The 20,607-nt window shown below is 55.9% G+C and carries 20 protein-coding genes; 10 read left to right on the top strand and 10 right to left on the bottom strand.

Annotated elements, in window-relative coordinates; all coding sequences use genetic code 11:
• Positions 1 to 41: 41 nt before the first annotated feature.
• Both HDC30_RS01905 and HDC30_RS01900 read right to left on the bottom strand, forming a co-directional pair.
• Complete coding sequence (locus HDC30_RS01905) at positions 42 to 662, bottom strand: hypothetical protein (protein ID WP_146038513.1); 621 nt, start codon at positions 660 to 662, stop codon at positions 42 to 44.
• Positions 663 to 716: 54 nt separating this feature from the next.
• On the bottom strand, positions 717 to 1,895 hold the full coding sequence (locus HDC30_RS01900; RefSeq protein ID WP_183780343.1) for a colicin-like pore-forming protein: 1,179 nt from the start codon (positions 1,893 to 1,895) through the stop codon (positions 717 to 719).
• Between the two features lie 685 nt (positions 1,896 to 2,580).
• Here HDC30_RS01900 and HDC30_RS01895 point away from each other — a divergent pair.
• Positions 2,581 to 7,476 (top strand): NAD-glutamate dehydrogenase, encoded by a 4,896-nt coding sequence (locus HDC30_RS01895; protein ID WP_183780340.1) that lies wholly within the window; start codon positions 2,581 to 2,583, stop codon positions 7,474 to 7,476.
• A gap of 188 nt (positions 7,477 to 7,664) precedes the next feature.
• Here the strand turns inward: HDC30_RS01895 and HDC30_RS01890 are convergent, their stop codons facing one another.
• The 4 genes from HDC30_RS01890 to HDC30_RS01875 form a co-directional block, all read right to left on the bottom strand.
• Positions 7,665 to 8,378: an ATPase gene (locus tag HDC30_RS01890; protein WP_183780338.1), complete on the bottom strand. Its 714-nt coding sequence runs from the start codon at positions 8,376 to 8,378 to the stop codon at positions 7,665 to 7,667.
• Between the two features lie 241 nt (positions 8,379 to 8,619).
• A complete protein-coding gene (locus HDC30_RS01885; protein ID WP_115989607.1) occupies positions 8,620 to 9,021 on the bottom strand; it encodes a cupin domain-containing protein in 402 nt (133 codons plus the stop codon).
• A 195-nt stretch (positions 9,022 to 9,216) separates the two neighbouring features.
• Positions 9,217 to 9,510, bottom strand: a complete 294-nt coding sequence (locus tag HDC30_RS01880; RefSeq protein WP_003225668.1) for a putative quinol monooxygenase — start codon at positions 9,508 to 9,510, stop codon at positions 9,217 to 9,219.
• Between the two features lie 123 nt (positions 9,511 to 9,633).
• Positions 9,634 to 11,067, bottom strand: a complete 1,434-nt coding sequence (locus tag HDC30_RS01875) for a PLP-dependent aminotransferase family protein (protein WP_150368720.1) — start codon at positions 11,065 to 11,067, stop codon at positions 9,634 to 9,636.
• A gap of 312 nt (positions 11,068 to 11,379) precedes the next feature.
• Here HDC30_RS01875 and HDC30_RS01870 point away from each other — a divergent pair, with 312 nt between their 5' ends.
• Positions 11,380 to 11,820, top strand: a complete 441-nt coding sequence (locus HDC30_RS01870) for a carboxymuconolactone decarboxylase family protein (RefSeq protein ID WP_098964254.1) — start codon at positions 11,380 to 11,382, stop codon at positions 11,818 to 11,820.
• A gap of 235 nt (positions 11,821 to 12,055) precedes the next feature.
• Here HDC30_RS01870 and HDC30_RS01865 read toward each other — a convergent pair whose 3' ends face one another.
• Positions 12,056 to 12,400 carry a hypothetical protein gene (locus HDC30_RS01865; RefSeq protein ID WP_183780335.1) on the bottom strand — a complete coding sequence of 115 codons (345 nt, stop codon included), beginning with the start codon at positions 12,398 to 12,400 and terminating at the stop codon, positions 12,056 to 12,058.
• 207 nt (positions 12,401 to 12,607) lie between these two features.
• On the opposite strand from HDC30_RS01865, the gene HDC30_RS01860 reads away from it, so the two are divergent.
• From HDC30_RS01860 to HDC30_RS01850, 3 genes are read left to right on the top strand one after another with little or no spacing between them, the layout of a single operon-like run.
• Positions 12,608 to 13,273, top strand: coding sequence for a secretin and TonB N-terminal domain-containing protein (locus HDC30_RS01860; RefSeq protein ID WP_256584967.1), 666 nt, complete (start codon positions 12,608 to 12,610; stop codon positions 13,271 to 13,273).
• On the top strand, positions 13,270 to 13,821 hold the full coding sequence (locus HDC30_RS01855) for an RNA polymerase sigma factor (RefSeq protein WP_183780332.1): 552 nt from the start codon (positions 13,270 to 13,272) through the stop codon (positions 13,819 to 13,821). Before HDC30_RS01860 ends, HDC30_RS01855 begins: the two co-directional genes overlap by 4 nt.
• Before the next feature lie 31 nt (positions 13,822 to 13,852).
• Complete coding sequence (locus HDC30_RS01850; RefSeq protein ID WP_183780330.1) at positions 13,853 to 14,791, top strand: FecR family protein; 939 nt, start codon at positions 13,853 to 13,855, stop codon at positions 14,789 to 14,791.
• Positions 14,792 to 15,198: 407 nt separating this feature from the next.
• On the opposite strand, the gene HDC30_RS01845 is transcribed toward HDC30_RS01850, so the two are convergent.
• Together HDC30_RS01845 and gspH are read right to left on the bottom strand one after the other, a co-directional pair.
• Positions 15,199 to 15,807: a prepilin-type N-terminal cleavage/methylation domain-containing protein gene (locus tag HDC30_RS01845; RefSeq protein ID WP_183780327.1), complete on the bottom strand. Its 609-nt coding sequence runs from the start codon at positions 15,805 to 15,807 to the stop codon at positions 15,199 to 15,201.
• On the bottom strand, positions 15,804 to 16,256 hold the full coding sequence (gene gspH / locus HDC30_RS01840; protein ID WP_183780324.1) for a type II secretion system minor pseudopilin GspH: 453 nt from the start codon (positions 16,254 to 16,256) through the stop codon (positions 15,804 to 15,806). Before gspH ends, HDC30_RS01845 begins: the two co-directional genes overlap by 4 nt.
• Positions 16,257 to 16,389: 133 nt before the next feature.
• On the opposite strand from gspH, the gene HDC30_RS01835 reads away from it, so the two are divergent.
• The 5 genes from HDC30_RS01835 (at position 16,390) to HDC30_RS01820 (ending at position 19,605) form a co-directional block, all read left to right on the top strand.
• Positions 16,390 to 16,821 carry a type II secretion system protein N gene (locus HDC30_RS01835; protein ID WP_183780320.1) on the top strand — a complete coding sequence of 144 codons (432 nt, stop codon included), beginning with the start codon at positions 16,390 to 16,392 and terminating at the stop codon, positions 16,819 to 16,821.
• 279 nt (positions 16,822 to 17,100) lie between these two features.
• Positions 17,101 to 17,649 (top strand): hypothetical protein, encoded by a 549-nt coding sequence (locus tag HDC30_RS29025; protein WP_260319861.1) that lies wholly within the window; start codon positions 17,101 to 17,103, stop codon positions 17,647 to 17,649.
• Between the two features lie 25 nt (positions 17,650 to 17,674).
• The gene (locus HDC30_RS29295; protein ID WP_311658593.1) at positions 17,675 to 18,889 is read left to right on the top strand and encodes a hypothetical protein; all 1,215 of its coding nucleotides are present in this window, start codon (positions 17,675 to 17,677) and stop codon (positions 18,887 to 18,889) included.
• A 110-nt stretch (positions 18,890 to 18,999) separates the two neighbouring features.
• Positions 19,000 to 19,239, top strand: a complete 240-nt coding sequence (locus HDC30_RS01825) for a hypothetical protein (RefSeq protein ID WP_166497304.1) — start codon at positions 19,000 to 19,002, stop codon at positions 19,237 to 19,239.
• A 135-nt stretch (positions 19,240 to 19,374) separates the two neighbouring features.
• The gene (locus tag HDC30_RS01820) at positions 19,375 to 19,605 is read left to right on the top strand and encodes a hypothetical protein (protein WP_183780317.1); all 231 of its coding nucleotides are present in this window, start codon (positions 19,375 to 19,377) and stop codon (positions 19,603 to 19,605) included.
• Positions 19,606 to 19,689: 84 nt separating this feature from the next.
• Here the strand turns inward: HDC30_RS01820 and HDC30_RS01815 are convergent, their stop codons facing one another.
• The gene (locus HDC30_RS01815; protein WP_183780314.1) at positions 19,690 to 20,568 is read right to left on the bottom strand and encodes a putative phage abortive infection protein; all 879 of its coding nucleotides are present in this window, start codon (positions 20,566 to 20,568) and stop codon (positions 19,690 to 19,692) included.
• Between the last annotated feature and the right edge of the window lie 39 nt (positions 20,569 to 20,607).

Genomic DNA, 20,607 nt, shown 5'->3' with positions numbered 1-20,607 from the left:
GATGGGGGCTAAGCGGCCCAGGAAAAAGGGAAGGCATAAGCTCAATGTGGCTGCTTTCCTTTTTTTCTTCGAGGTGGTTCCTGAGGATGTTGCCTTGAATCTTTTTTGAGTTCTGAGGGCTGTTTTCTAAAGTGCATGATTGTGCGGTAAGGAACGTAAAACAGGAGCTGAAAGAGAATCGGGGGGAGTAAGAATACGAAAAGAAAAACTCCTGAAGAGTACGTTGAATAGAATAGAAAATTCTGACCCATGATCCTCAGTTTTGAGTCGCGGCTCATGAGGTCGGTGGAGTTTAAATAAGCTTCATAGGTGAAGATAGAGCAAAATAAAAGCAGGGCAATGAGCGATAAGGAATATTTTATGAGTGAAAGTTTGTTTGCTCTTTCAAATATCTGGTCGGATATTTTTAAGCATCGGTACAGGAATATTAAGCTGAATATTGGCGCAAATACCGCAATGTAATTCGTGGTTATCCTGGAGCTTAGAGGGAGTTTGGATGACCAGAAGCCGATGTTTTCGATCAGATAGTTTTGTAGAGCAGAATCGAGCAGCATAGGATGGTGCTCGTTAATGATTGGAACTATCAGGTTGATGAGGAGGATCGGCGCCAGCATGGATATAAAACATGCGGTTGATATGGATGGCTCAGGAGTGTTTTGCACCGTGTAATCCTTGTTTGGTGGCCGGCTCAATTAATTGAACCGGCAGGCAGAGTATTAATGCGCTGGCGTCGTTTCAACTAGCGTGAATACTGTGTCATTTATCTTTTCTACGGTTTTGGCATCGAGTAAAGCGGCAACGCCAGCCACGAGGAGACCGGTAGCGACTACAGCAATTGCGGGTGGAAACGAAAAAGCAGCTAGCACTGGTGGTGCTACGAGAGCGACCAGCATCCCTGCTCCGGCTCCTGCGGCAATGCTTTCGAATTCGAGTAACAGGGGTTTCCAGTTTCCATCCTGAAAACCGATGATTGCCTTTTCCACAACAGAATGCGCCTGCACGATTTTTCCGGTTACGCCAAATCCTTTGGCGAGCCGATTGACACTGTCCATGTAGGACGCCTTGTCCAGTGCGTTCAGTGCGTCGACAACCGCACGGGTATCCTGCGGGCTGAGCTTTGCATTCGGGTTGGTTCGCACCTGCTCGAACGTTCGCAGCGCTTCGTTGTAGCTCCTGATCTTTTTCCCTGATACATCCTTTTGAAGATCCATCACCACTTGATGCAGGTTGGCGCCGTATTTCTCGAGGATGAATTTGTTCGCGTCGGCGACGTAAGCCACCGCGCGTTTGTAGTCATCAATACGTTTGGCCTCCGCTTCAGCAGCGATCCGTTGTTTTTCTTCCTCCAGTCGCAGAGCAGCCTGACGCGCCTGCTCTTGTCTTTGCGCCTCTTCAGCTTGTCGCGCAGCTTCGGCGGCCTGCTGTTGGGCGAGGGCCTCGGCCTGTCGCCGAGCTATTTCGGCATACAGTCTGGTCTGGCGGTCTTGAAGATTTGCGATTTGTTCGTTCAGAAGCATGGCGTCGTAAGTGGCTTGTAACTTCGCATATTGTTGCGAAGTTTTAATATCCCTTAATTTTTGCTGCAGCTCGGTGTTTTTTTGAAAAAGCAATTCATTGACAATGTTGGTGGCTTTGTTTAGCCATGTATCGGGAGTAGGGCGGGTCAGCGGTGGGTGCCTGCTGTCTATAATGTTCAACTCTATTTGCAAGCCTTGCTCTAAATTGTGCTTTTTTTCCAGATAGTCACTTTCTATCGCCAGTGTGAGCCCATGCATCGGGTTGCCCAGCGGATAGTTCTTGAGAATATCTCCGCGAATGGTGCCAGGGTTCAAATTGATGATTTCCCAGGAGCCATCGCCGTAGATTATTGTTGTCGGAAGTTCAAGTTGTCGCATGTGATGATTCCTTTCTTTGATGGAGACCCGTTCCGTGGGTCAGGTTGACAAATGATGTCTGGTTTTTTATGGGGTGCGCTTATATAGATAGCACTGCAGATTTTTGCGTTCAAATCGTGCTGTAGGAATTCGGTCTTCAAATTATGTGAGACATTTCTTGTCAGTTTGTAAGGATTCTTTAGTGTGTTTCTACTTGTTGTTTTTATTGGTTTTTTGGTGCGAACAATCGAAGGCTGTGTAAGCTTTGGCTGGGTGATTTTCCAAGGAGGGAAGGTGTGGCAGGAACGAATTTCAGGTAATCGGTCATTTCAGGTGCGCTTGCCTGTTGAACGGCCACCTGAAGCGCGAGAATTCTCTTTGGCTGCTAATGTTTACCGTTGCGCGGGGCCGCGTTTACGTGCCAATGACCGAATATGTCGCAGCACCGCAAGCAGACACATTGTCGCACCCATTAAGCTGCGCAACGGATGAGCACCCGTAAAGACATTGTCGGCGGCCTCGACAGTCGTTTTTGCAGATGCCCATTCAATGGAAGGTGAATGTGACCTGAGTGTCTCGTCCAGCTTCACCCACCTGTCCCCCTGTTTCCTCTGCCCGAGAATCAGGAACAGGGCGACACAAGCCCCGCAAGGGGTGTTGCACGCGACGCTTTCCATCAATAACAAGCTTAAGCGGAGTACCACAGATGGCGTTCTTCACCGCAGCCAGCAAAGCCGACTTCCAGCACCAACTGCAAGCGGCACTGGCGCAGCACATCAGTGAACAGGCACTGCCACAAGTGGCGCTGTTCGCTGAACAATTCTTCGGCATCATTTCCCTGGACGAGCTGACTCAACGTCGCCTCTCCGACCTCGCTGGCTGTACTCTTTCCGCGTGGCGCCTGCTTGAGCGCTTCGATCACGCGCAACCGCAAGTGCGCGTCTACAACCCCGATTACGAGCGTCATGGCTGGCAGTCGACCCACACCGCGGTCGAAGTGCTGCACCACGACCTGCCGTTTCTGGTCGACTCGGTCCGCACCGAGCTGAACCGCCGCGGCTACAGCATCCACACCCTGCAGACCACCGTGCTCAGCGTGCGTCGTGGCAGCAAGGGCGAGCTGCTGGAAATCCTGCCCAAGGGCAGCACCGGCGAAGGCGTGCTGCACGAGTCGCTGATGTACCTGGAAATCGACCGCTGCGCCAACGCGGCCGAACTGAATGTGCTGAGCAAAGAGCTGGAGCAGGTGCTCGGTGAAGTGCGCGTCGCGGTCGCTGATTTCGAGCCGATGAAGGCCAAGGTGCAGGAGATCCTCACCAAGCTCGATCACAGCGCATTCGCCGTCGATGCCGACGAAAAGACCGAAATCAAGAGCTTCCTGGAATGGCTGGTGGGCAACCACTTCACCTTCCTCGGCTACGAAGAGTTCACCGTTGTCGATCAGGCCGATGGCGGCCATATCGAATACGACCAGAATTCCTTCCTCGGTCTGACCAAACTGCTGCGCACCGGTCTGACCAACGAAGACCGGCACATCGAAGACTACGCAGTGAACTACCTGCGCGAACCGACCCTGCTGTCGTTCGCCAAGGCTGCGCACCCGAGCCGCGTACACCGTCCGGCCTACCCGGATTACGTGTCGATCCGTGAAATCGACGCCGACGGTAAAGTCATCAAGGAACACCGCTTCATGGGCCTGTACACCTCCTCGGTGTATGGCGAGAGCGTGCGGGTCATCCCGTTCATCCGCCGCAAGGTCGAAGAAATCGAACGCCGTTCCGGCTTCCAGTCCAAGGCTCACCTGGGCAAGGAACTGGCGCAGGTCCTCGAAGTATTGCCGCGTGACGACCTGTTCCAGACCCCGGTCGACGAACTGTTCAGCACCGTGATGTCGATCGTGCAGATCCAGGAACGTAACAAGATCCGCGTGTTCCTGCGCAAAGACCCGTACGGTCGCTTCTGCTACTGCCTGGCCTACGTGCCGCGCGACATCTATTCCACCGAAGTGCGCCAGAAGATCCAGCAGGTGCTGATGGAGCGCCTGAAGGCCACCGACTGCGAGTTCTGGACCTTCTTCTCCGAGTCCGTGCTGGCCCGCGTGCAGTTGATCCTGCGTGTTGATCCGAAGAACCGCATCGACATCGACCCGCTGCTGCTGGAAAAAGAAGTGGTACAGGCCTGCCGCAGCTGGCAGGACGACTACGCCGCACTGACCGTCGAAAGCTTCGGCGAAGCCCACGGCACCAACGTGCTGGCGGACTTCCCGAAAGGCTTCCCGGCCGGCTACCGCGAGCGTTTCGCGGCGCATTCGGCCGTGGTCGACATGCAGCACCTGCTGAGCCTGAACGAAAAAAATCCGCTGGTGATGAGCTTCTATCAGCCGCTGGGCCAGGTGTCTGGTCAGCGCGAGCTGCATTGCAAGCTGTACCACGCCGACACCCCGCTGGCGCTGTCCGACGTGTTGCCGATTCTGGAAAACCTTGGCCTGCGCGTGCTGGGTGAGTTCCCGTACCGTCTGCGTCACACCAATGGCCGCGAGTTCTGGATTCACGACTTCGCGTTCACTGCCGCTGAAGGCCTGGACCTCGACATCCAGCAACTCAACGACACCCTGCAGGACGCGTTCGTCCACATCGTCCGTGGCGATGCCGAGAACGATGCGTTCAACCGTCTGGTGCTGACCGCCGGTCTGCCATGGCGCGACGTGGCGCTGCTGCGTGCCTACGCCCGTTACCTGAAGCAGATCCGTCTGGGCTTCGACCTGGGTTACATCGCCAGCACCCTGAACAACCACACCGACATCGCTCGCGAGCTGACCCGGTTGTTCAAGACCCGTTTCTACCTGGCGCGCAAGCTGGGCAGCGACGATCTGGAAGACAAGCAACAGCGTCTGGAACAGGCGATTCTGACCGCACTGGACGACGTTCAGGTGCTCAACGAAGACCGCATCCTGCGTCGTTACCTGGACCTGATCAAAGCCACCCTGCGCACCAACTTCTATCAGACTGACGCCAACGGCCAGAACAAGTCGTACTTCAGCTTCAAGTTCAACCCGCACGCGATCCCTGAGCTGCCGAAGCCGGTACCGAAGTTCGAAATCTTCGTTTACTCGCCACGTGTCGAAGGCGTGCACCTGCGCTTCGGCAACGTGGCGCGCGGTGGTCTGCGCTGGTCCGACCGTGAAGAAGACTTCCGTACCGAAGTGCTTGGCCTGGTAAAAGCCCAGCAAGTGAAGAACTCGGTCATCGTGCCGGTGGGTGCGAAGGGCGGCTTCCTGCCGCGTCGTCTGCCACTGGGCGGCAGCCGTGACGAGATCGCGGCCGAGGGCATCGCCTGCTACCGCATCTTCATTTCAGGTCTGCTGGACATCACCGACAACCTGAAAGACGGCGCGCTGGTGCCGCCGGCCAACGTCGTGCGTCATGACGACGATGACCCGTACCTGGTGGTGGCAGCGGACAAGGGCACTGCGACCTTCTCCGACATCGCCAACGGCATCGCCATCGACTACGGCTTCTGGCTGGGTGACGCGTTCGCCTCCGGTGGTTCCGCCGGTTACGACCACAAGAAAATGGGCATCACCGCCAAGGGCGCGTGGGTCGGCGTACAGCGCCACTTCCGCGAGCGCGGCATCAATGTTCAGGAAGACAGCATCACCGTGGTCGGCGTCGGTGACATGGCCGGTGACGTATTCGGTAACGGCCTGTTGATGTCCGACAAGCTGCAACTGGTCGCTGCGTTCAACCACATGCACATCTTCATCGATCCGAACCCGAACCCGGCGACCAGCTTCGTCGAGCGTCAGCGCATGTTCGACCTGCCGCGTTCGGCGTGGACCGACTACGACACCAGCATCATGTCCGAAGGCGGCGGCATCTTCTCGCGCAGCGCGAAGAGCATCGCCATCTCGCCGCAGATGAAAGAACGCTTCGACATCAAGGCCGACAAGCTGACCCCGACCGAACTGCTGAACGCGTTGCTCAAGGCGCCGGTGGATCTGCTGTGGAACGGCGGTATCGGCACTTACGTCAAGGCCAGCACCGAAAGCCATGCCGACGTGGGCGACAAGGCCAACGACGCACTGCGGGTGAACGGCAACGAGCTGCGCTGCAAAGTCGTGGGCGAGGGCGGTAACCTCGGCATGACCCAACTGGGTCGTGTGGAGTTCGGTCTCAATGGCGGCGGTTCCAACACCGACTTCATCGACAACGCCGGTGGCGTGGACTGCTCCGACCACGAAGTGAACATCAAGATCCTGCTGAACGAAGTGGTTCAGGCCGGCGACATGACCGACAAGCAACGTAACCAGTTGCTGGCGAGCATGACCGACGAAGTCGGTGGTCTGGTGCTGGGCAACAACTACAAGCAGACCCAGGCCCTGTCCCTGGCGGCGCGTCGTGCCTACGAGCGCATTGCCGAGTACAAGCGTCTGATGAGCGATCTGGAAGGCCGTGGCAAGCTGGACCGTGCCATCGAGTTCCTGCCGACCGAAGAGCAGATCAACGAGCGCGTTGCGGCAGGCCATGGCCTGACCCGTCCCGAGCTGTCCGTGCTGATCTCGTACAGCAAGATCGACCTCAAGGAACAGCTGCTGAACTCGCTGGTGCCGGACGACGACTACTTGACCCGCGACATGGAAACGGCGTTCCCGCCGACCCTGGTCAGCAAGTTCTCCGAAGCCATGCGTCGTCATCGTCTGAAGCGCGAGATCGTCAGCACCCAGATCGCCAACGACCTGGTCAACCACATGGGCATCACCTTCGTTCAGCGACTCAAAGAGTCGACCGGCATGAGCCCGGCGAACGTGGCTGGCGCCTACGTGATCGTGCGTGACATCTTCCACCTCCCGCACTGGTTCCGTCAGATTGAAGCGCTGGACTATCAGGTCTCCGCTGACGTGCAACTGGAGCTGATGGACGAGCTGATGCGTCTGGGCCGCCGTGCTACACGCTGGTTCCTGCGTGCCCGTCGCAACGAGCAGAACGCTGCCCGTGATGTCGCGCACTTCGGTCCGCACCTGAAGGAGCTGGGTCTGAAGCTCGACGAACTGCTGAGCGGCGAAATCCGTGAAAACTGGCAGGCGCGTTATCAGGCTTACGTCGCGGCCGGTGTACCGGAGTTGCTGGCGCGTATGGTGGCGGGTACCTCGCACCTGTACACCCTGCTGCCGATCATCGAAGCGTCCGACGTCACTGGCCAGGATCCGGCAGAAGTGGCCAAGGCCTACTTCGCCGTGGGCAGTGCGCTGGACATCACCTGGTACCTGCAACAGATCAGCGCGCTGCCGGTTGAAAACAACTGGCAGGCCCTGGCCCGTGAAGCGTTCCGTGACGATGTGGACTGGCAGCAACGTGCGATCACCATCTCTGTCCTGCAACAGGGCGACGGCACTCAGGACGTGGAAGCACGCCTGGCGCTGTGGATGGCACAGCACGAAAGCATGATCGAGCGCTGGCGCGCCATGCTGGTGGAAATCCGTGCTGCGAGCGGCACTGACTACGCCATGTATGCAGTAGCCAACCGTGAACTGCTTGACCTCGCGTTGAGCGGTCAGGCGGTAGTGCCTGCGACTGCTGCGAATGCCGAGCTTGAACTGGCCTGAGTAGTGGTTGAATGAAGAAGCCCCGGTGTCGTGAGATGCCGGGGCTTTTTTGTGTCTGAATTTTGTGTTGATTAATCTGGCCTCATCGCTGGCAAGCCAGCTCCCACAGGTTTCTCGGGTGCTCACAGAATTTGTGCTCACCGCAGATCCCTGTGGGAGCTGGCTTGCCAGCGATGAGGGCCTTACTTTCAATACAACTTATGTGCTTGTTTGTTATCCAGCATCGACACTTTATCTGTCGGCCTGGTCAATAAATTACTCAGCGACTGATCAAACTTCTGCAACGCCCGAACTTGCACATCCTGCTGTTGATTAATATCCGCGACTATCTCTTCCGAACGCTTGAAGTCCGCCCAAACCGGTGTCAGTTCTTTGGCCTCCGAACCTTTCGCCGTGCCGATGTAATTCAACTTCGCATCATAGAAATCCGCACTGACATCGGCCTTGATGTCGGAGCTGCGCGAAGTGATCAACTGGCTGTGGGTGTCGACGATCGCCACCACATCGGGGTGCGCCGCGCGCAGGCTCTGCATGTCCGGGTACACCGTGACCGAGCCGAACTGCCGTTGCAGCGAGGCCTTGACCCAGTCCACGGCCATGTCCGGTTTCGAGGTGTTGACGTAGGCGTCGTGGATCGGCTGCACCAGCAGGCTCTGGCCGAAACCGGTGCCGGCGTTGGCCTGATAGTCGCGCAGATATTCGCGGTTGGTTTGGGTGCTCGGGCTGTAGACCACGCCCAGTGACACGCCGGGACCGCTTTGCACCTGGGCGGCGCTGCTGCGGCCGACCGGTTGGGTGAACAGGGTATCGAGGGACGACACCGCTTTCGGCGCGGTGGGTACGGAACAGGCGGACAAGGCTAAAACCGATATCGCCAAGGTACTGGCAAAAGCAAGTTTCATGATGAGTCTCCCGTGAAGCAACTTCAGTCGGAAAGTCAGCGTTGTCGCGGCTGTGGGTGACGGGCGCACGACAGTTGATTCAGACTAAACCCGCCAACCTGTAAATAAGCTGACAATTTTTCGAGTTGTGGCGATGCATTAGTTTTATTGGCTTTAAGGCGAATCGGTTAATTGCCTCGGGAAATAAAAAGGCGCAAAACAGTGTTTTGCGCCTTTTTATTTATGGCTGTGCCAACAACCATCAGTTTTTCAAGGGGATCAGTACTTGCTCGTCCGGGGCCAACACCATGAACACCAGCAACTTCGCCGGTTTGCTGTTGCTGGCGTTTTTCGACACCAGATGTTCGGAGCCGGCCGGTTCGTACCAGAACTGGCCTTTCTTGTAGGTGATCGGCTGTTCGCCCTTGACCTGGGAAATCACTTCGCCTTCGAGCACGTAGGCCATGGCGGTGCCGTCGTGTTTGTGGGCGATCGAGGACTGGCCGGGTTTGTAGTCGACTTCGATCATCATGGCTTTCTTGCCGGGGGCGTTCTTCAGCATCTGGTCTTGCAGGACGGTGACTTTTTCCGACGGGTCGTGAGCCAGGGCGGCGGCAGACATGGACAGGGCGAGAACGGCGGTGAAGAGGTGCAGGGCTTTCATGGTGGATCACCTGTGGGAGGGGGTGGTGACCACAGTAGTCTGCGGGGTGGGGTATTCAAACGGCCAATATTCGGGAAGATCGGGTGACCAATCAGTCGTTCGGCGGTGCAGCTGAATACGTCTTCGCGAGCAAGCCCGCTCCCACAGTTGATCGCATTCCAATGTGGGAGCGGGCTTGCTCGCGAAGGGGGCAGATCAGACGATCGGGAAACTGTTGAAATCCACACTATTTGCCAAGCGGCTATCAATCAGGTCGATAAACCCCTGCGCCTCGGGCCGGTTGAAGTGCGCCTGCATTGCCGCTTCCGACTGCCAGCGTGCACTCACCGTCCAGCGCTGGCTGTCCTCGGGGCAGCGGTCGACCATGTAGGCGTCGCAGCCCGGTGTCTGGCGCAAGGTGTCGACGATCTTCTGCAACTGCCGGCCGAGCTCTTCCGAACGCCCGGCGGCGGCGCGCACCTGAACGGTGTTGATCACTTCGTTGGACATTGCTCACACTCCTGAATCAGGCCGGACGAATCCTGCTCATTGAGGGATAACGCCAGTGCAGAATAGGCCTGCACCTGCTGATCACCAATAACCAATCGGCGGTTAATCGCCCAGACCAATCATTCACGCCACTTGTTGCAGAATGTCGCGCAGGCGATCCAGAGCGGTGTCGATGTCGAGGGTTTCAATGGCACCGAAGCCGAAGTACAGGCCGCTCTTCACCGGTTGCCGGTAATGGAATCCATCGATGGAATACAGCCCGACCTCGACTTTTTTCGCCAGTTCGATCACCAGCGGCAGGTCGATCGGCACCTTGCACAGTACTGCCATGTGGAACCCGGCACTGGGCGGTATCGCCTCCAGCCACGGCGCCAGATCCGTGGCCATGCGCGCCAGAATCCGCTCGCGGCGCTGGGCATAAATCGTGTGACAGCGGCGGATGTGCTTGAGCAGGCAACCTTCGGCGATAAACTTGGCCAACGCCCATTGCGGCAGGGTCGAGGCGTGCAGGTCGGTGAGCTGTTTGGCGCGGATCACTGCTTCGAGAATCGCCGGCGGCAAGATCGCGTAACCCAGGCGCAGCTCCGGCAGCAGGGTCTTGGAGAAGGTGCCGACGTAGGCCACGATGCCGCGCTGATCAAGGCTGAACAGAGAGTCCGTAGGCCGCCCTTCGTAGCGGAATTCGCTGTCATAGTCGTCCTCGATGATGATCGCGCCCAGCTCATAAGCCCTGGCCAGCAAGGCTTCGCGGCGCGCCTGGCTCATCGGCATGCCCAGCGGGAACTGGTGCGACGGGGTGACGTAAATCATCCGCGTACCCTCGGGAATTTGCTCGACCACAATGCCTTCGGCATCCACTGGCACGCCGACCACCTCGGCGCCGTGGGTGCCGAACAGCAGGCGCGCGGGCGGATACCCCGGATCCTCCATCGCCACCCGGCTGCCGGGGCTGATCAGCACGCGGGTGATCAGGTCCAGCGCCTGTTGCGCGCCGTTGCACACCACGATGTCTTCGTCCTGGCAGTTGATCCCGCGCGAAAACGCGATGTGCCGGGCAATCGCATTGCGCAGCGCCGGCAGGCCTTCGGGCACGCTGTAGAAGCCTTTGGAGCCGGCCATCTGGCGCATCGCGTGCGACACGCAGCGGCGCCAGTCGTCATGCGGGAACTGGCCCTTGCTGGTGGCGCCGCCGATGAAGTCATAGCGCAACGAACCTTCCAGCGACGGGTGGCGCAAGAACACCGGCAGGTTGCGCCAACGCTCGATCACCTCGGCGCTCGCCAGTTCGGTGTGGCTTTGCTTGCGCTGAATCTGCGCCGGGCGGGCGTTGACGTAGGTGCCTTTGCCGATCACCCCGGTGAGAAAGTTTTCGTAAGTCAGCTGCGCGTAGGTGTCGGAAATGGTCTTGCGTGAGATCCCCAGTTGCTCGGCCAGCAGACGGCTGGGCGGCAACTGCGTGCCGGCGGCCAGGCGCCCGGACTCGATGGCGCCGCGCAACTGGTTGTATAGCTGGCCGGCGAGGTCCTTGCGGCCATTGATCACGACGTGAAGTTCCATACCGACGCGGCTCCGGGGGGCGATTGAAGTGTCGGCCAGATTACCGCTGTTGGGTGAATGGCAGTAGTTGCGCAGCACAAAAACCCGAAATTGGTCACCGTCCCCCTTGTAGGAGTGAGCCTGCTCGCGATGACGTCGGCACATCCAACATGGCGGTGACTGAATGACCACTATCGCGAGCAGGCTCACTCCTACAAGGTTGCGTGTTTGGCGGGCGGCAGTGGTGTAGCGATATTCCGTGGAATTGGGGCTGTAACGCCGGCAGCTCTGCGCTTACCGTGAACTCATCATTCCGCTTCCCGAGACCTGCCCATGTCCCCGCGTCTGGACTACTACAACGCATCGCCCAAGGCGATGAAAGCGATGATCGCCATGGAGGCGCTGACCAGCGACCTGAGCATCGAGGCGCCGCTGTTGCAACTGATCAGGATCCGCGCTTCGCAGCTCAACGGCTGCGCGTTCTGCACCGACATGCACTCGGTGGACGCGCGGCGGGCCGGGGAGAGTGATCGGCGTTTGTATGCGATCGCGGTGTGGCGCGACAGCGGCTTTTTCAATCCGCGTGAGCGCGCTGCGTTGGCCTGGGCCGAGGCGGTGACGTTGTTGGCCGAGAGTCATGTGCCGGATGATGTTTACCAGATGGCCAAAGCGCAATTCAGTGAGGCTGAACTGGTGGATCTGACCATGGCCGTGACCACCATCAATAGCTGGAATCGCCTTGCAGTAAGCTTCCGCCAGACCCCGAGCGATTGACGTGCATACCCTGTAATTGGGGTATTTCTAGTGATTGAGGTATTCCTTGTGGTGAGGGGATTTATCCCCGATGGCCTGCGCAGCAGGCCCAAAACAATCCGACGCGGGTCCGTCAGATAAACCGAGTCAGCGGGATTGACGACTGCTGCGCAGCCGATCGGGAATAAATCCCCTCGCCACAGGTGTGTTTCCCCTTCCTCTAGGTGTGTGAGTTTCTTAGCCTCAGGTGTTTGATTCATTTATTGGTTAATGGGGATGTTCCGTTATTGGCGGGTGGGCGTTGTGGTTTGACTGAGGTGCCGAAGGTGTTGCCCATGCGTGTTCCAGTTGCGGCCGGGATTGCGAGGCCAACTTGATTCGGTGGCCGCTTGTTCACCGGCACATTCAGCGCTTCCTGATTCTTCTGCGCTGCGGCAGCGCCTTCGGGATTGTTGCCCATCTGCTGACTCAGACAATCATAATTCGGCGCCTTGTAGCCACCCACCGTCACCTCCACACAGCCCAGCGGCTGCTCGGCGTGGGCGCTGGCGAAGGCGCTCAGCAGCAGCCCGCCGAGGGCGAATTTCCACAGTGTTTTCATGCAAGCCTCCTGGCCGGCCCGAAGCGGCCGTTCTCTGAATGCAGTCTAGTGCAAGCCTCGCGCGAATCCCGTGATGGTTTTTTTGCACCGCCCGTCACACCAGATTCATAAACAGCCATCAGGATGACGGTTTTCAGGGGTACGTCAGCCGTGCAGCGAGGCAGTTCCAGGGACGGTCTTCAGCGTTCAGCGACTCTCGTGCGCCGGGTGAGTCTGGGGCTGCTGCTTGGCTGGTTCAGCGGCGCTGCGACAGCCGAGCCGGTGCCGGCCGACTTGCGCATGACGCTGCACATCCCGGCGCAGGACTTGGCCCGGGCGCTGGATCAGTACAGCCATGCCACCGGGGTGGCGGTGCTGGTCGACAGCCAGTTGAGTCGCGGTCGGCGCTCGTTGGCAGTCGATGGCGAATACACCGCTGCCGACGCCTTGCGCCGCTTGCTCGGCGGCAGCGGTCTGATGGCGCGTTATGCCCGCGACGACGCGTTCACCCTGCAAGTGGCGCAGGTCGAAGACGTGCCATCGGCCCTGGAAAAGTCCACGCCGGCCAGCGCCGCTGTCAGTCGCAGCTACGCCACCGCCGTGCAAGCCGCGATCGAGCGCAACCTGTGCCGTTCGCCACTGACTCGTCCGGGTAGTTATCGCGCGGTGTTGCAGGTCTGGGTCGGGCGCGACGGCGTGGTGCAGCACAACCGGTTGGTCACCACCACCGGTGATGTACGGCGTGATACCGCGCTGGTGGAGAGCTTTCGCAATCTCAGGATCGACCGGCCGACGCCCAGCGCGTTGCGTCAGCCGGTCACGTTGCTGTTGTTACCGGAGTCGTCAGGGAAACGCATGGAATGCACCAAATGGGAAGGAGTTTCCGGGGGATGAAAGACACCGGACAAGGTTCGATGGTCCAGCTGTTCCTGACGTCCTACGAGGACTTTCGGGTGCGCTTGCGCCGCCGTCTCGGCTCGGAAGACCTGGCCAACGACGTGCTGCACGAAACCTACCTGCGGGTCGACCGCATGGAAACGCCGCCGAACCTGCTGCGGCCCAACGCCTACCTCTATCGCATGGCCCTGAACATCGCCGCCGACCGTCGTCAGGCCGATGCGCGCCTGCTCACCGGCGAGGAAGTCGAAGAGATGCTGCAGATCGGCGACGAGGCGCTGGATCCGGCGCGGGTGGTCGGTGGGCAAAAGGAAATCCAGTCGCTGCTCAGCGCCCTCTACGAGCTGCCCGCGCGGCGTCGCAGAATCTTCATCGCCGCGCGGCTGGAGGAGGCGCCGCACCTGGAAATCTCCCAGCGCTTCGGCATCTCCACGCGCATGGTCGAAAAGGAAATCAAAGCCGCATTGGGTTTCTGCGCGGCGAAACTGGAAAGAAAAGTGTTTCAGCGGTTCGGTCGCGGGGCCGGAAAACCGTCATCTGAATAGTGCCCGATCAATTCGTTGAGAATCTGCGCGTTTGAACATCTTTCGACTGACACCTGCCAAGCCATCGGCGGCCGACAATCTGCACAGCGAAGCCCACGACTGGTTGGTCCTGCTGACCTCCGGCCGCGCCACCGTGGCCGACGCCCGCGCGTTACGCCAGTGGTGCGCGCAGAGCGCCGAACATGCCCAGGCTTTCGAGCAGGCCAAGGTGTTGTGGCACAACCTGCAGCCTGCCGCTGAAATGCTGCAATCGCCACGGCGCTTCGGTCGCCGGGCTTTTCTCGGTGGAGCGATTGCCGCATCGGCGGCGTTCCTGCTGGTGCGCGGGACGATTCCGGGTGGCTTTGAAGGGCTCGGCGCCGATTACATCACCGAAGTCGGTCAGCAGAAGCGTTTCGAACCGGCCGACGGCGTGCGCCTGGAACTCAACACCCAGACCCGCATCAACCAACGCTCTGGCGATGATGGCGTGCAGGGATTCGAACTGGTCAGCGGCGAAGTCGAAGTGCAGACCGCGCGGCTGCCATTGGCGATGCAGGCCGGAGGAGGGTGGTTGCGGGCGAGTCAGGCGCGGTTCAACCTGCGTAACACCGATCAGCAAGTGTGCGTGACGTGCCTCGATGGTTCGGTGGACGTCAATGTCGATGGTCGCAGCCTGCGCCTGGAACCGGGCCAGCAAGTGACCTACGACGCACGGCAAGTCGGCAGCGTACAAAGCGTCGACACAGCCGCAGTAATGAACTGGCGCCAACAGGTACTGGTATTCAACGGCGCAACCCTCAGCCAGATGATCGACGAGATCAACCGCTACCGCCCCGGCATGTTGCTGCTGCTCAACCGCGACCTCGGCCAACGCCGCGTCCAGGCCCGCTTCAGCCTCGACCAACTCGCCGGCGTCGCCCTGCTGATCCGCGACGCCTACGGCGTCAAATGCACCGAACTCCCCGGCGGCGTCGTCGTCCTCAGCTAACCCAACCCCACCAACCCCACCACCCCCTGTGGGAGCTGGCTTGCCAGCGATGACGCCCTAACAGCCAACCCCCCTCCAACTGACCAAACCCAATCCAACTGTGGGAGCGAGCCTGCTCGCGAAGGCGGCCTTCCAGCCAACTCATCTCTCTCAGACTGCATACCATCCACTTGTAGGAGTGAGCCCGCTCGCGATGACGGCCCGACAGCCGACCAATATCTACCGGCTTGTGAGAGCTGACCTACCAGCGATGACAGCTCACAAGCCAACCATTCCCAACTGACCAAACCCAATCCAACTGTGGGAGCGGGCTTGCTCGCGAAGGCGTCCACTCAGCCAAATCATCATCAACTGACCCACCGCATTCGCGAGCAAGCCCGCTCCCACAGTTTTTGCAGTGATTCAGATTATTGCAGCGGCCCCATCACCTGCCGATACCGCTCCACCCCCTGCGCCGTCTCCCGCGTCAACCGCACCTCCAACCCCAACGGATCCTCCCGCCGATTCCCACTCAACTGCCGCCACCCCTTATCCACCTCCCAAACCCGCACCTGCACATCACTCACCCCATCCAACACCGCCACCCCAGCCCCCGGCGCCGGCAACGGATACCGACTCCGCGCCTCAGCCACCGCCCGATACAACGTATCCCCTTTGACCCACCAACGCACCCGCTGCAAAGCCCCAGGCTGATCCGCAGCACTGCGAATAATATCCAGCCGAAACCCCTTGCTGTCACTGCTCCGCACCGTCAACGCAGGCGGCGCACTCGGCGGCTCATCATCCACGCCAACCTTCTTCGGCTCACTCAACTCCACGCCCGCACGCATCTCCACATCACGCTGCAACTGATTCAACGCCCGCAACAAACTGTCACTCTGCTCACTGCTCGCCTGCAAATGACCGTCGGCCCGCGTCACACTGTCCAGCCCGCGCCAGGCGATCAGACTGACCACCGCCATCAGCAAAATAGCGACCATCACCTCGATCAGGGTAAAGCCCCGTTGATCGTTCATTGCACACTGATCCTTCCACTGGCATCACGCAGCACACTCAGCCGATTGAGCCCATCAGACAAGGTCAATTGCAGCGGCGGATTGATCCACTCGGCGTTAAGTACAACCTTCTGCTTCGGCTCCACCCGCACCTCCAGCTTCGGACTCTGCCAGGTGCGCGGCCGCAACTGCGGGTCATCCTTGAAATGCTCAAACCCCCGACCACTGTCACCGCGCCGACTGAAGCGAAAGCCCTTGCCATCACTCACCCACACAATCGGCCGGCCATCGGCGCGGGCCTCCGCCTGCGCCACCTGCAGCAACTGCGCCACCCGCTCGGCGTCCTTGCGCAGCAACTGCAGCGGATCCGGCTTGATACTCAGACTGATCGCCGCACTGGCAATCCCGATGATCACCAGCACCACCATCAGCTCAATCAGCGTAAAGCCCCGTTGCTTGCCCACATTCATCGGTTGCGCGCTCCGTTGCGTCCTGCCCCGTCCCAAAAAAACATCCTGCACGGCCAACATGTAAGACGTGTGAAATAAAACCGTGAGAATTGCCGCGTAGCCTGTCAGCAGGGACTAAAAGGAGATTCAGCCCATGATGCTCACCACCCGCATTTCCCCCCCGCAAACCGTCCAGGCCCTCGCACTGCTCGCCGCCCTGATTGGCGTCGCGACCTGGTCGTCGCTGCTCCTGACCTCCGCCGAATCCCACACCCCACCAGCGCCCCCGCAAATGCTCGCGGCACGCAGCGATAGCCCGGCGTTGCAGTGGTTTTCCAACCAAACGGCGCCGGTGGACATCAAGGTGAGCGGGGTGATGGCGGGGAGTCGGGGAGCGGTGGCGATTTTGAGTTTGAACGATGGCCCGCCGAGGAGTTTTTTGCAGGGGGAGAGGGTGGGGCTTGGGGTGAAGTTGGTGGCGGTGGAGGGGGACGGGGTGGTGATTGAGCAGGGGGGGGAGAGGGTGAGGTTGGGGGTGGAGAGGTTGTGGGAGGGGGTGGGGATGCCTAGGTTGGTGAGGCCGTGAATGGTTCGGAGTGAAGGTGGTTATTTTGCTGTTTCAGGTTGGATAGTAGCTACTGAAGTAATAGTTCATACCTCTGGTGCAGAGGAACCGAGCAAGCTACGTGAAGTGCACATGGAATCAAGGGATCGCCAGAGGTAGGGCTACAGATCACATCCGTTTAACAAGGGCTCGGTTTTGCCTGCACCGTGACAACGCTCGCCAAAAAAACGGCTACATTGTAAGGGAATAACGTGTTTTCCACATTTTTGTTAATAGATGATTGAATTGAAGGAAGAAGGAATGTCCACGAAGACCGGTGAGGCAATAAGCGGAGTTTATAATGAGGCAAATAATTTTCTGATAATCGGTCTTACGGGGCGTACCGGCTCAGGTTGCTCTACAGCTGCCAGCAAATTGGGCGGAGCAAACTTCGAATTCCCTGTGGAAGGTTATGAAGGACTTACAGAGAATGAATTAAAAAAGCATAAAATAATTCATAAATATCTAAAAGGTAATAAGTGGACTCCCTTTTTTAGGGTCGAGGTGCGATCGTTAATTACATACCATTTGTTACTTTTGGAAAGGGATTCATTTATATTGCATTTGGCTGGGGTTTCTGGTGCCGGGATTTCGCAAGAAACCGCAGCAGCGATTTATGATGAGTCAAATGAGGTTCGAGAAGAGATTCTTAGGCTTAACTCATTCAATGGGAAAGTTGATCCTCACGAGGTTGATTCGTGGATTGAACTTTACTTTTCAACTTTGCCGCTTGCTACTGAGAGTTTAAAGGATAAATTGGGGGGGCGCGATTTTCACCAAGCTCTACCAAGAGTCAGGAGACAATATTAGATCTTCAGGGGTCGCGAATATAAGTGTGTTTGACGCTGGTAAGCTATTTAATTTCCCCAAGCACTTGAATTTTCTAATTAAGCTTGTTCGTAAATCCACGACGGCAAAAGGAATGCCATGTAGGATTGTTATAGATGCCATTAGAAATCCGTATGAGGCATTTTTTTTAAAAAGAAGGTACGCAAATTTCTACCTTATATCGGTAAATACATCAAACTCAAAAAGATTGAGTAGCTTGCAAGAGTATAGAAAACTTTCAATCAAAGAAATATCAGATCTCGATAATAAGGAATATCCGGGGAAGATTTCTGGGGCAAATAAGTTTATCGCACAAAATATTCAGGCTTGCATTGAGATTGCGGATGTTCATGTCCATAACTCAAAGGCTAGTGAGTTTAATCAAAATGATTTGGTGAGTCAGCTAGCATGGTATCTGGCACTTATGATGCATCCTGGCTTAGTGATGCCAACATCAGTCGAAAATTGTATGCAAATAGCTTACACAGTAAAGCAAAGTTCTGGGTGTATATCGCGGCAAGTGGGGGCTGTAATAACTGATATAAGTTACAGTGTAAAAAGCGTTGGTTGGAATAGTACTCCTCAGGGGCAGACTCCATGTTTGTTGAGGAGCGCTGAAGACTTATTGAGTGGGGTTAATGGTTCTGATTATAGCGAGTATGAGAAGAATGATAATGTGTTTCGTAAAGCACTAAGTGACAAGTATTTTGATTTGATAAAGGCTGGCGCCACTCAGAAACGAAATATCCCGTTTTGCTTCAAAGCTATACAAAATGAAATTGAAGGTGAAAAGAATCAGGTTCATACAAGGTCGCTACATGCAGAAGAGAATGCTTTTTTGCAAATCGCAAAATACGGTGGACAAGAACTTATAGGTGGTGTCTTGTTTACTACCGCAAGTCCATGTGAGCTTTGTGCAAAAAAAGCTTATCAATTGGGTATTACAAAAATCATATACATTGACCCATATCCAGGTATTGCTACTGACCATATTCTTTCTGTTGGTGCAAAAAAACCAATGCTTGAATTGTTCAGAGGTGCAGTAGGTCGCGCTTTCTATCAGCTTTATCAGCCTTTGATGCCCTACAAAGATGAGCTGGAATTGCTGTACGCTATTCCTTCTTATCATAATCCTGAGAGTCCATCGAAAAGCTTTCTGATTAAAGAAAACGAAAGTCTACTAGCTCAAATTGAGGGTCTGAAGGAAGAACTTCGTAAGTAAAAAAATAATTAGAGTTTCGTACCAAATGTGCTCATTGGGTGTAGTAGCAAAAAGTTTCACTTTCTTGTTGTTTAAAAAATTGGGAAATGCTCATTAAGTAGAGGTTTTAAATGTCGCTCGATAAATATAGTACTATCTATTTTTTGACTGAGGAGGGCTGGGTTGAAAAACCAAATTTTAAAGGGGAAGAGGCAGAAGTCATTGAAGAATGGTCCGTTTCGGTTTTTCAAGCTTCTATCAAGTCAATCGATGTTGCATGGGCACAAGTTGGCGAGACTAGTCCGCAACTGAAGGCGTTCGCGGATAAACTGCGAGCCAAGTTTCCTCGTCCCGCGAATTCTACCTTTTGATCGCCGCTAGCACGAATTTTCTTTATCGAAATGAAAGGGAAAAATAGGAAAAAGAGGGGTAGTGAAAAATAAATCCGTACCTTTTTGTCAGAAATGGAAAACATCCGTACCTATGAAGGTGAAAGGAATATGAGCATGAAGATAATAAAACCTGGCAAGGCTACCATTACAGTCGAAGCCAATTCTCCACAAGCCCTTGAAAAACTGCTTGAGCAGGCATTGTTTGAGCTGAAGCTAAGCAGTACTGATGATGATGGCTTTCAGCAGGCTCTATCCAAAACTACAGAAGGTGTACAGGCAGGTAGCTTGGGTAGCTACAGCTTTCAGTACATAGCGCCGGAGGTTGACCGGGACGAATTTTTTTGACGAAAAAAGGGAGGCTTAAAGGGGGCTGATTTATTTTCAGATAATAAATCAGCCCCCTTTTTTTAATATCCGTGCCTAGCGAGATTATAAGAAGCTTACTGTAGGCACCAAATTCATGTGGCTTCTATGTAGTAGTAGATCTGCCGGTAAGTTTCTTAGGAAGCCAAGCTCTAGAACCAATGCTCTTAAACGACTTTCGCCATGAAGAGCGACATGATAGAAGACAAGTATTTTTTCGTATTCAGAAAGTTGGGCGGAAACCATTGATAGATAAGGTTCGACCGAATTTGATTCGGACTGTATGTAACCTAGAATGACAGATAGGCTTTCATGCCAACTGTGTAAGTTTTTCCTAGTCGGATCCCAAAAATCAGCATACATAAGTTTAAGTTCATCAAAGCCTTCAAGTGTAGTAATGTAAAACTCCTTTCCGCCATCTCTAAACCTGCCTCGATATTTTGTTTTTAGTCTGGAGTGAAATCGCTCCATGCAGTCCGAGCCGGTGACTGTTTTATTTGCCTTAACTAAAACCAAGTCAATAGATTGAGTTAGAGTAGAATGTATTTCAAGCATTTTGAGGAAAGTTACCTCAAAGCTTTGTTTCCTGAAAGCGTCTACTTGCTCACTCAATGCATCTGCTGAGCGCCGCATTTCCTCTCTAGAATCTCTCAACTCTACTTTCTGAACCACTATCGTTAAAAGCAGACCCATAAAAGTTAGAAAAGTCAAAAAAGGATTAGCAATGCCACCAAAAAAATCGCCGAAAATACCGTGATTAGGCTCTTCAGATTTATATGTATATGCAGTTAAACCAATATCGATTATAAAAATCGACAAAACCACCACTAAAGCAAAAACAAAAATTCGATACAAGCCTCTGACACCTAGATCGTCGCCGGGTTTAACAAAAGACTCAAACCACTGATAAGGTTTATTCCATATTTTCAGTAACTTTATCCACATCGGAGAAATCCTTTATCAGTTTAAAACTATTGCGAAAAA

The organism is Pseudomonas sp. JAI115, assembly GCF_014200835.1.
Lineage (GTDB): Bacteria > Pseudomonadota > Gammaproteobacteria > Pseudomonadales > Pseudomonadaceae > Aquipseudomonas > Aquipseudomonas putida_A.
The sequence above is the reverse complement of the archived record's forward strand: the minus strand, read 5'-3'. Positions and strand labels throughout refer to the sequence as shown.

Coding starts and splice junctions, on each gene's coding strand:
- HDC30_RS01900 (WP_183780343.1), bottom strand. CDS start 1,895: ATGCGACAACTTGAACTTCCGACAACAATAATCTACGGCGATGGCTCC.
- HDC30_RS01895 (WP_183780340.1), top strand. CDS start 2,581: ATGGCGTTCTTCACCGCAGCCAGCAAAGCCGACTTCCAGCACCAACTG.
- HDC30_RS01890 (WP_183780338.1), bottom strand. CDS start 8,378: ATGAAACTTGCTTTTGCCAGTACCTTGGCGATATCGGTTTTAGCCTTG.
- HDC30_RS01885 (WP_115989607.1), bottom strand. CDS start 9,021: ATGAAAGCCCTGCACCTCTTCACCGCCGTTCTCGCCCTGTCCATGTCT.
- HDC30_RS01880 (WP_003225668.1), bottom strand. CDS start 9,510: ATGTCCAACGAAGTGATCAACACCGTTCAGGTGCGCGCCGCCGCCGGG.
- HDC30_RS01875 (WP_150368720.1), bottom strand. CDS start 11,067: ATGGAACTTCACGTCGTGATCAATGGCCGCAAGGACCTCGCCGGCCAG.
- HDC30_RS01870 (WP_098964254.1), top strand. CDS start 11,380: ATGTCCCCGCGTCTGGACTACTACAACGCATCGCCCAAGGCGATGAAA.
- HDC30_RS01865 (WP_183780335.1), bottom strand. CDS start 12,400: ATGAAAACACTGTGGAAATTCGCCCTCGGCGGGCTGCTGCTGAGCGCC.
- HDC30_RS01855 (WP_183780332.1), top strand. CDS start 13,270: ATGAAAGACACCGGACAAGGTTCGATGGTCCAGCTGTTCCTGACGTCC.
- HDC30_RS01845 (WP_183780327.1), bottom strand. CDS start 15,807: ATGAACGATCAACGGGGCTTTACCCTGATCGAGGTGATGGTCGCTATT.
- gspH (WP_183780324.1), bottom strand. CDS start 16,256: ATGAATGTGGGCAAGCAACGGGGCTTTACGCTGATTGAGCTGATGGTG.
- HDC30_RS01835 (WP_183780320.1), top strand. CDS start 16,390: ATGATGCTCACCACCCGCATTTCCCCCCCGCAAACCGTCCAGGCCCTC.
- HDC30_RS29025 (WP_260319861.1), top strand. CDS start 17,101: ATGTCCACGAAGACCGGTGAGGCAATAAGCGGAGTTTATAATGAGGCA.
- HDC30_RS01825 (WP_166497304.1), top strand. CDS start 19,000: ATGTCGCTCGATAAATATAGTACTATCTATTTTTTGACTGAGGAGGGC.
- HDC30_RS01820 (WP_183780317.1), top strand. CDS start 19,375: ATGAAGATAATAAAACCTGGCAAGGCTACCATTACAGTCGAAGCCAAT.
- HDC30_RS01815 (WP_183780314.1), bottom strand. CDS start 20,568: ATGTGGATAAAGTTACTGAAAATATGGAATAAACCTTATCAGTGGTTT.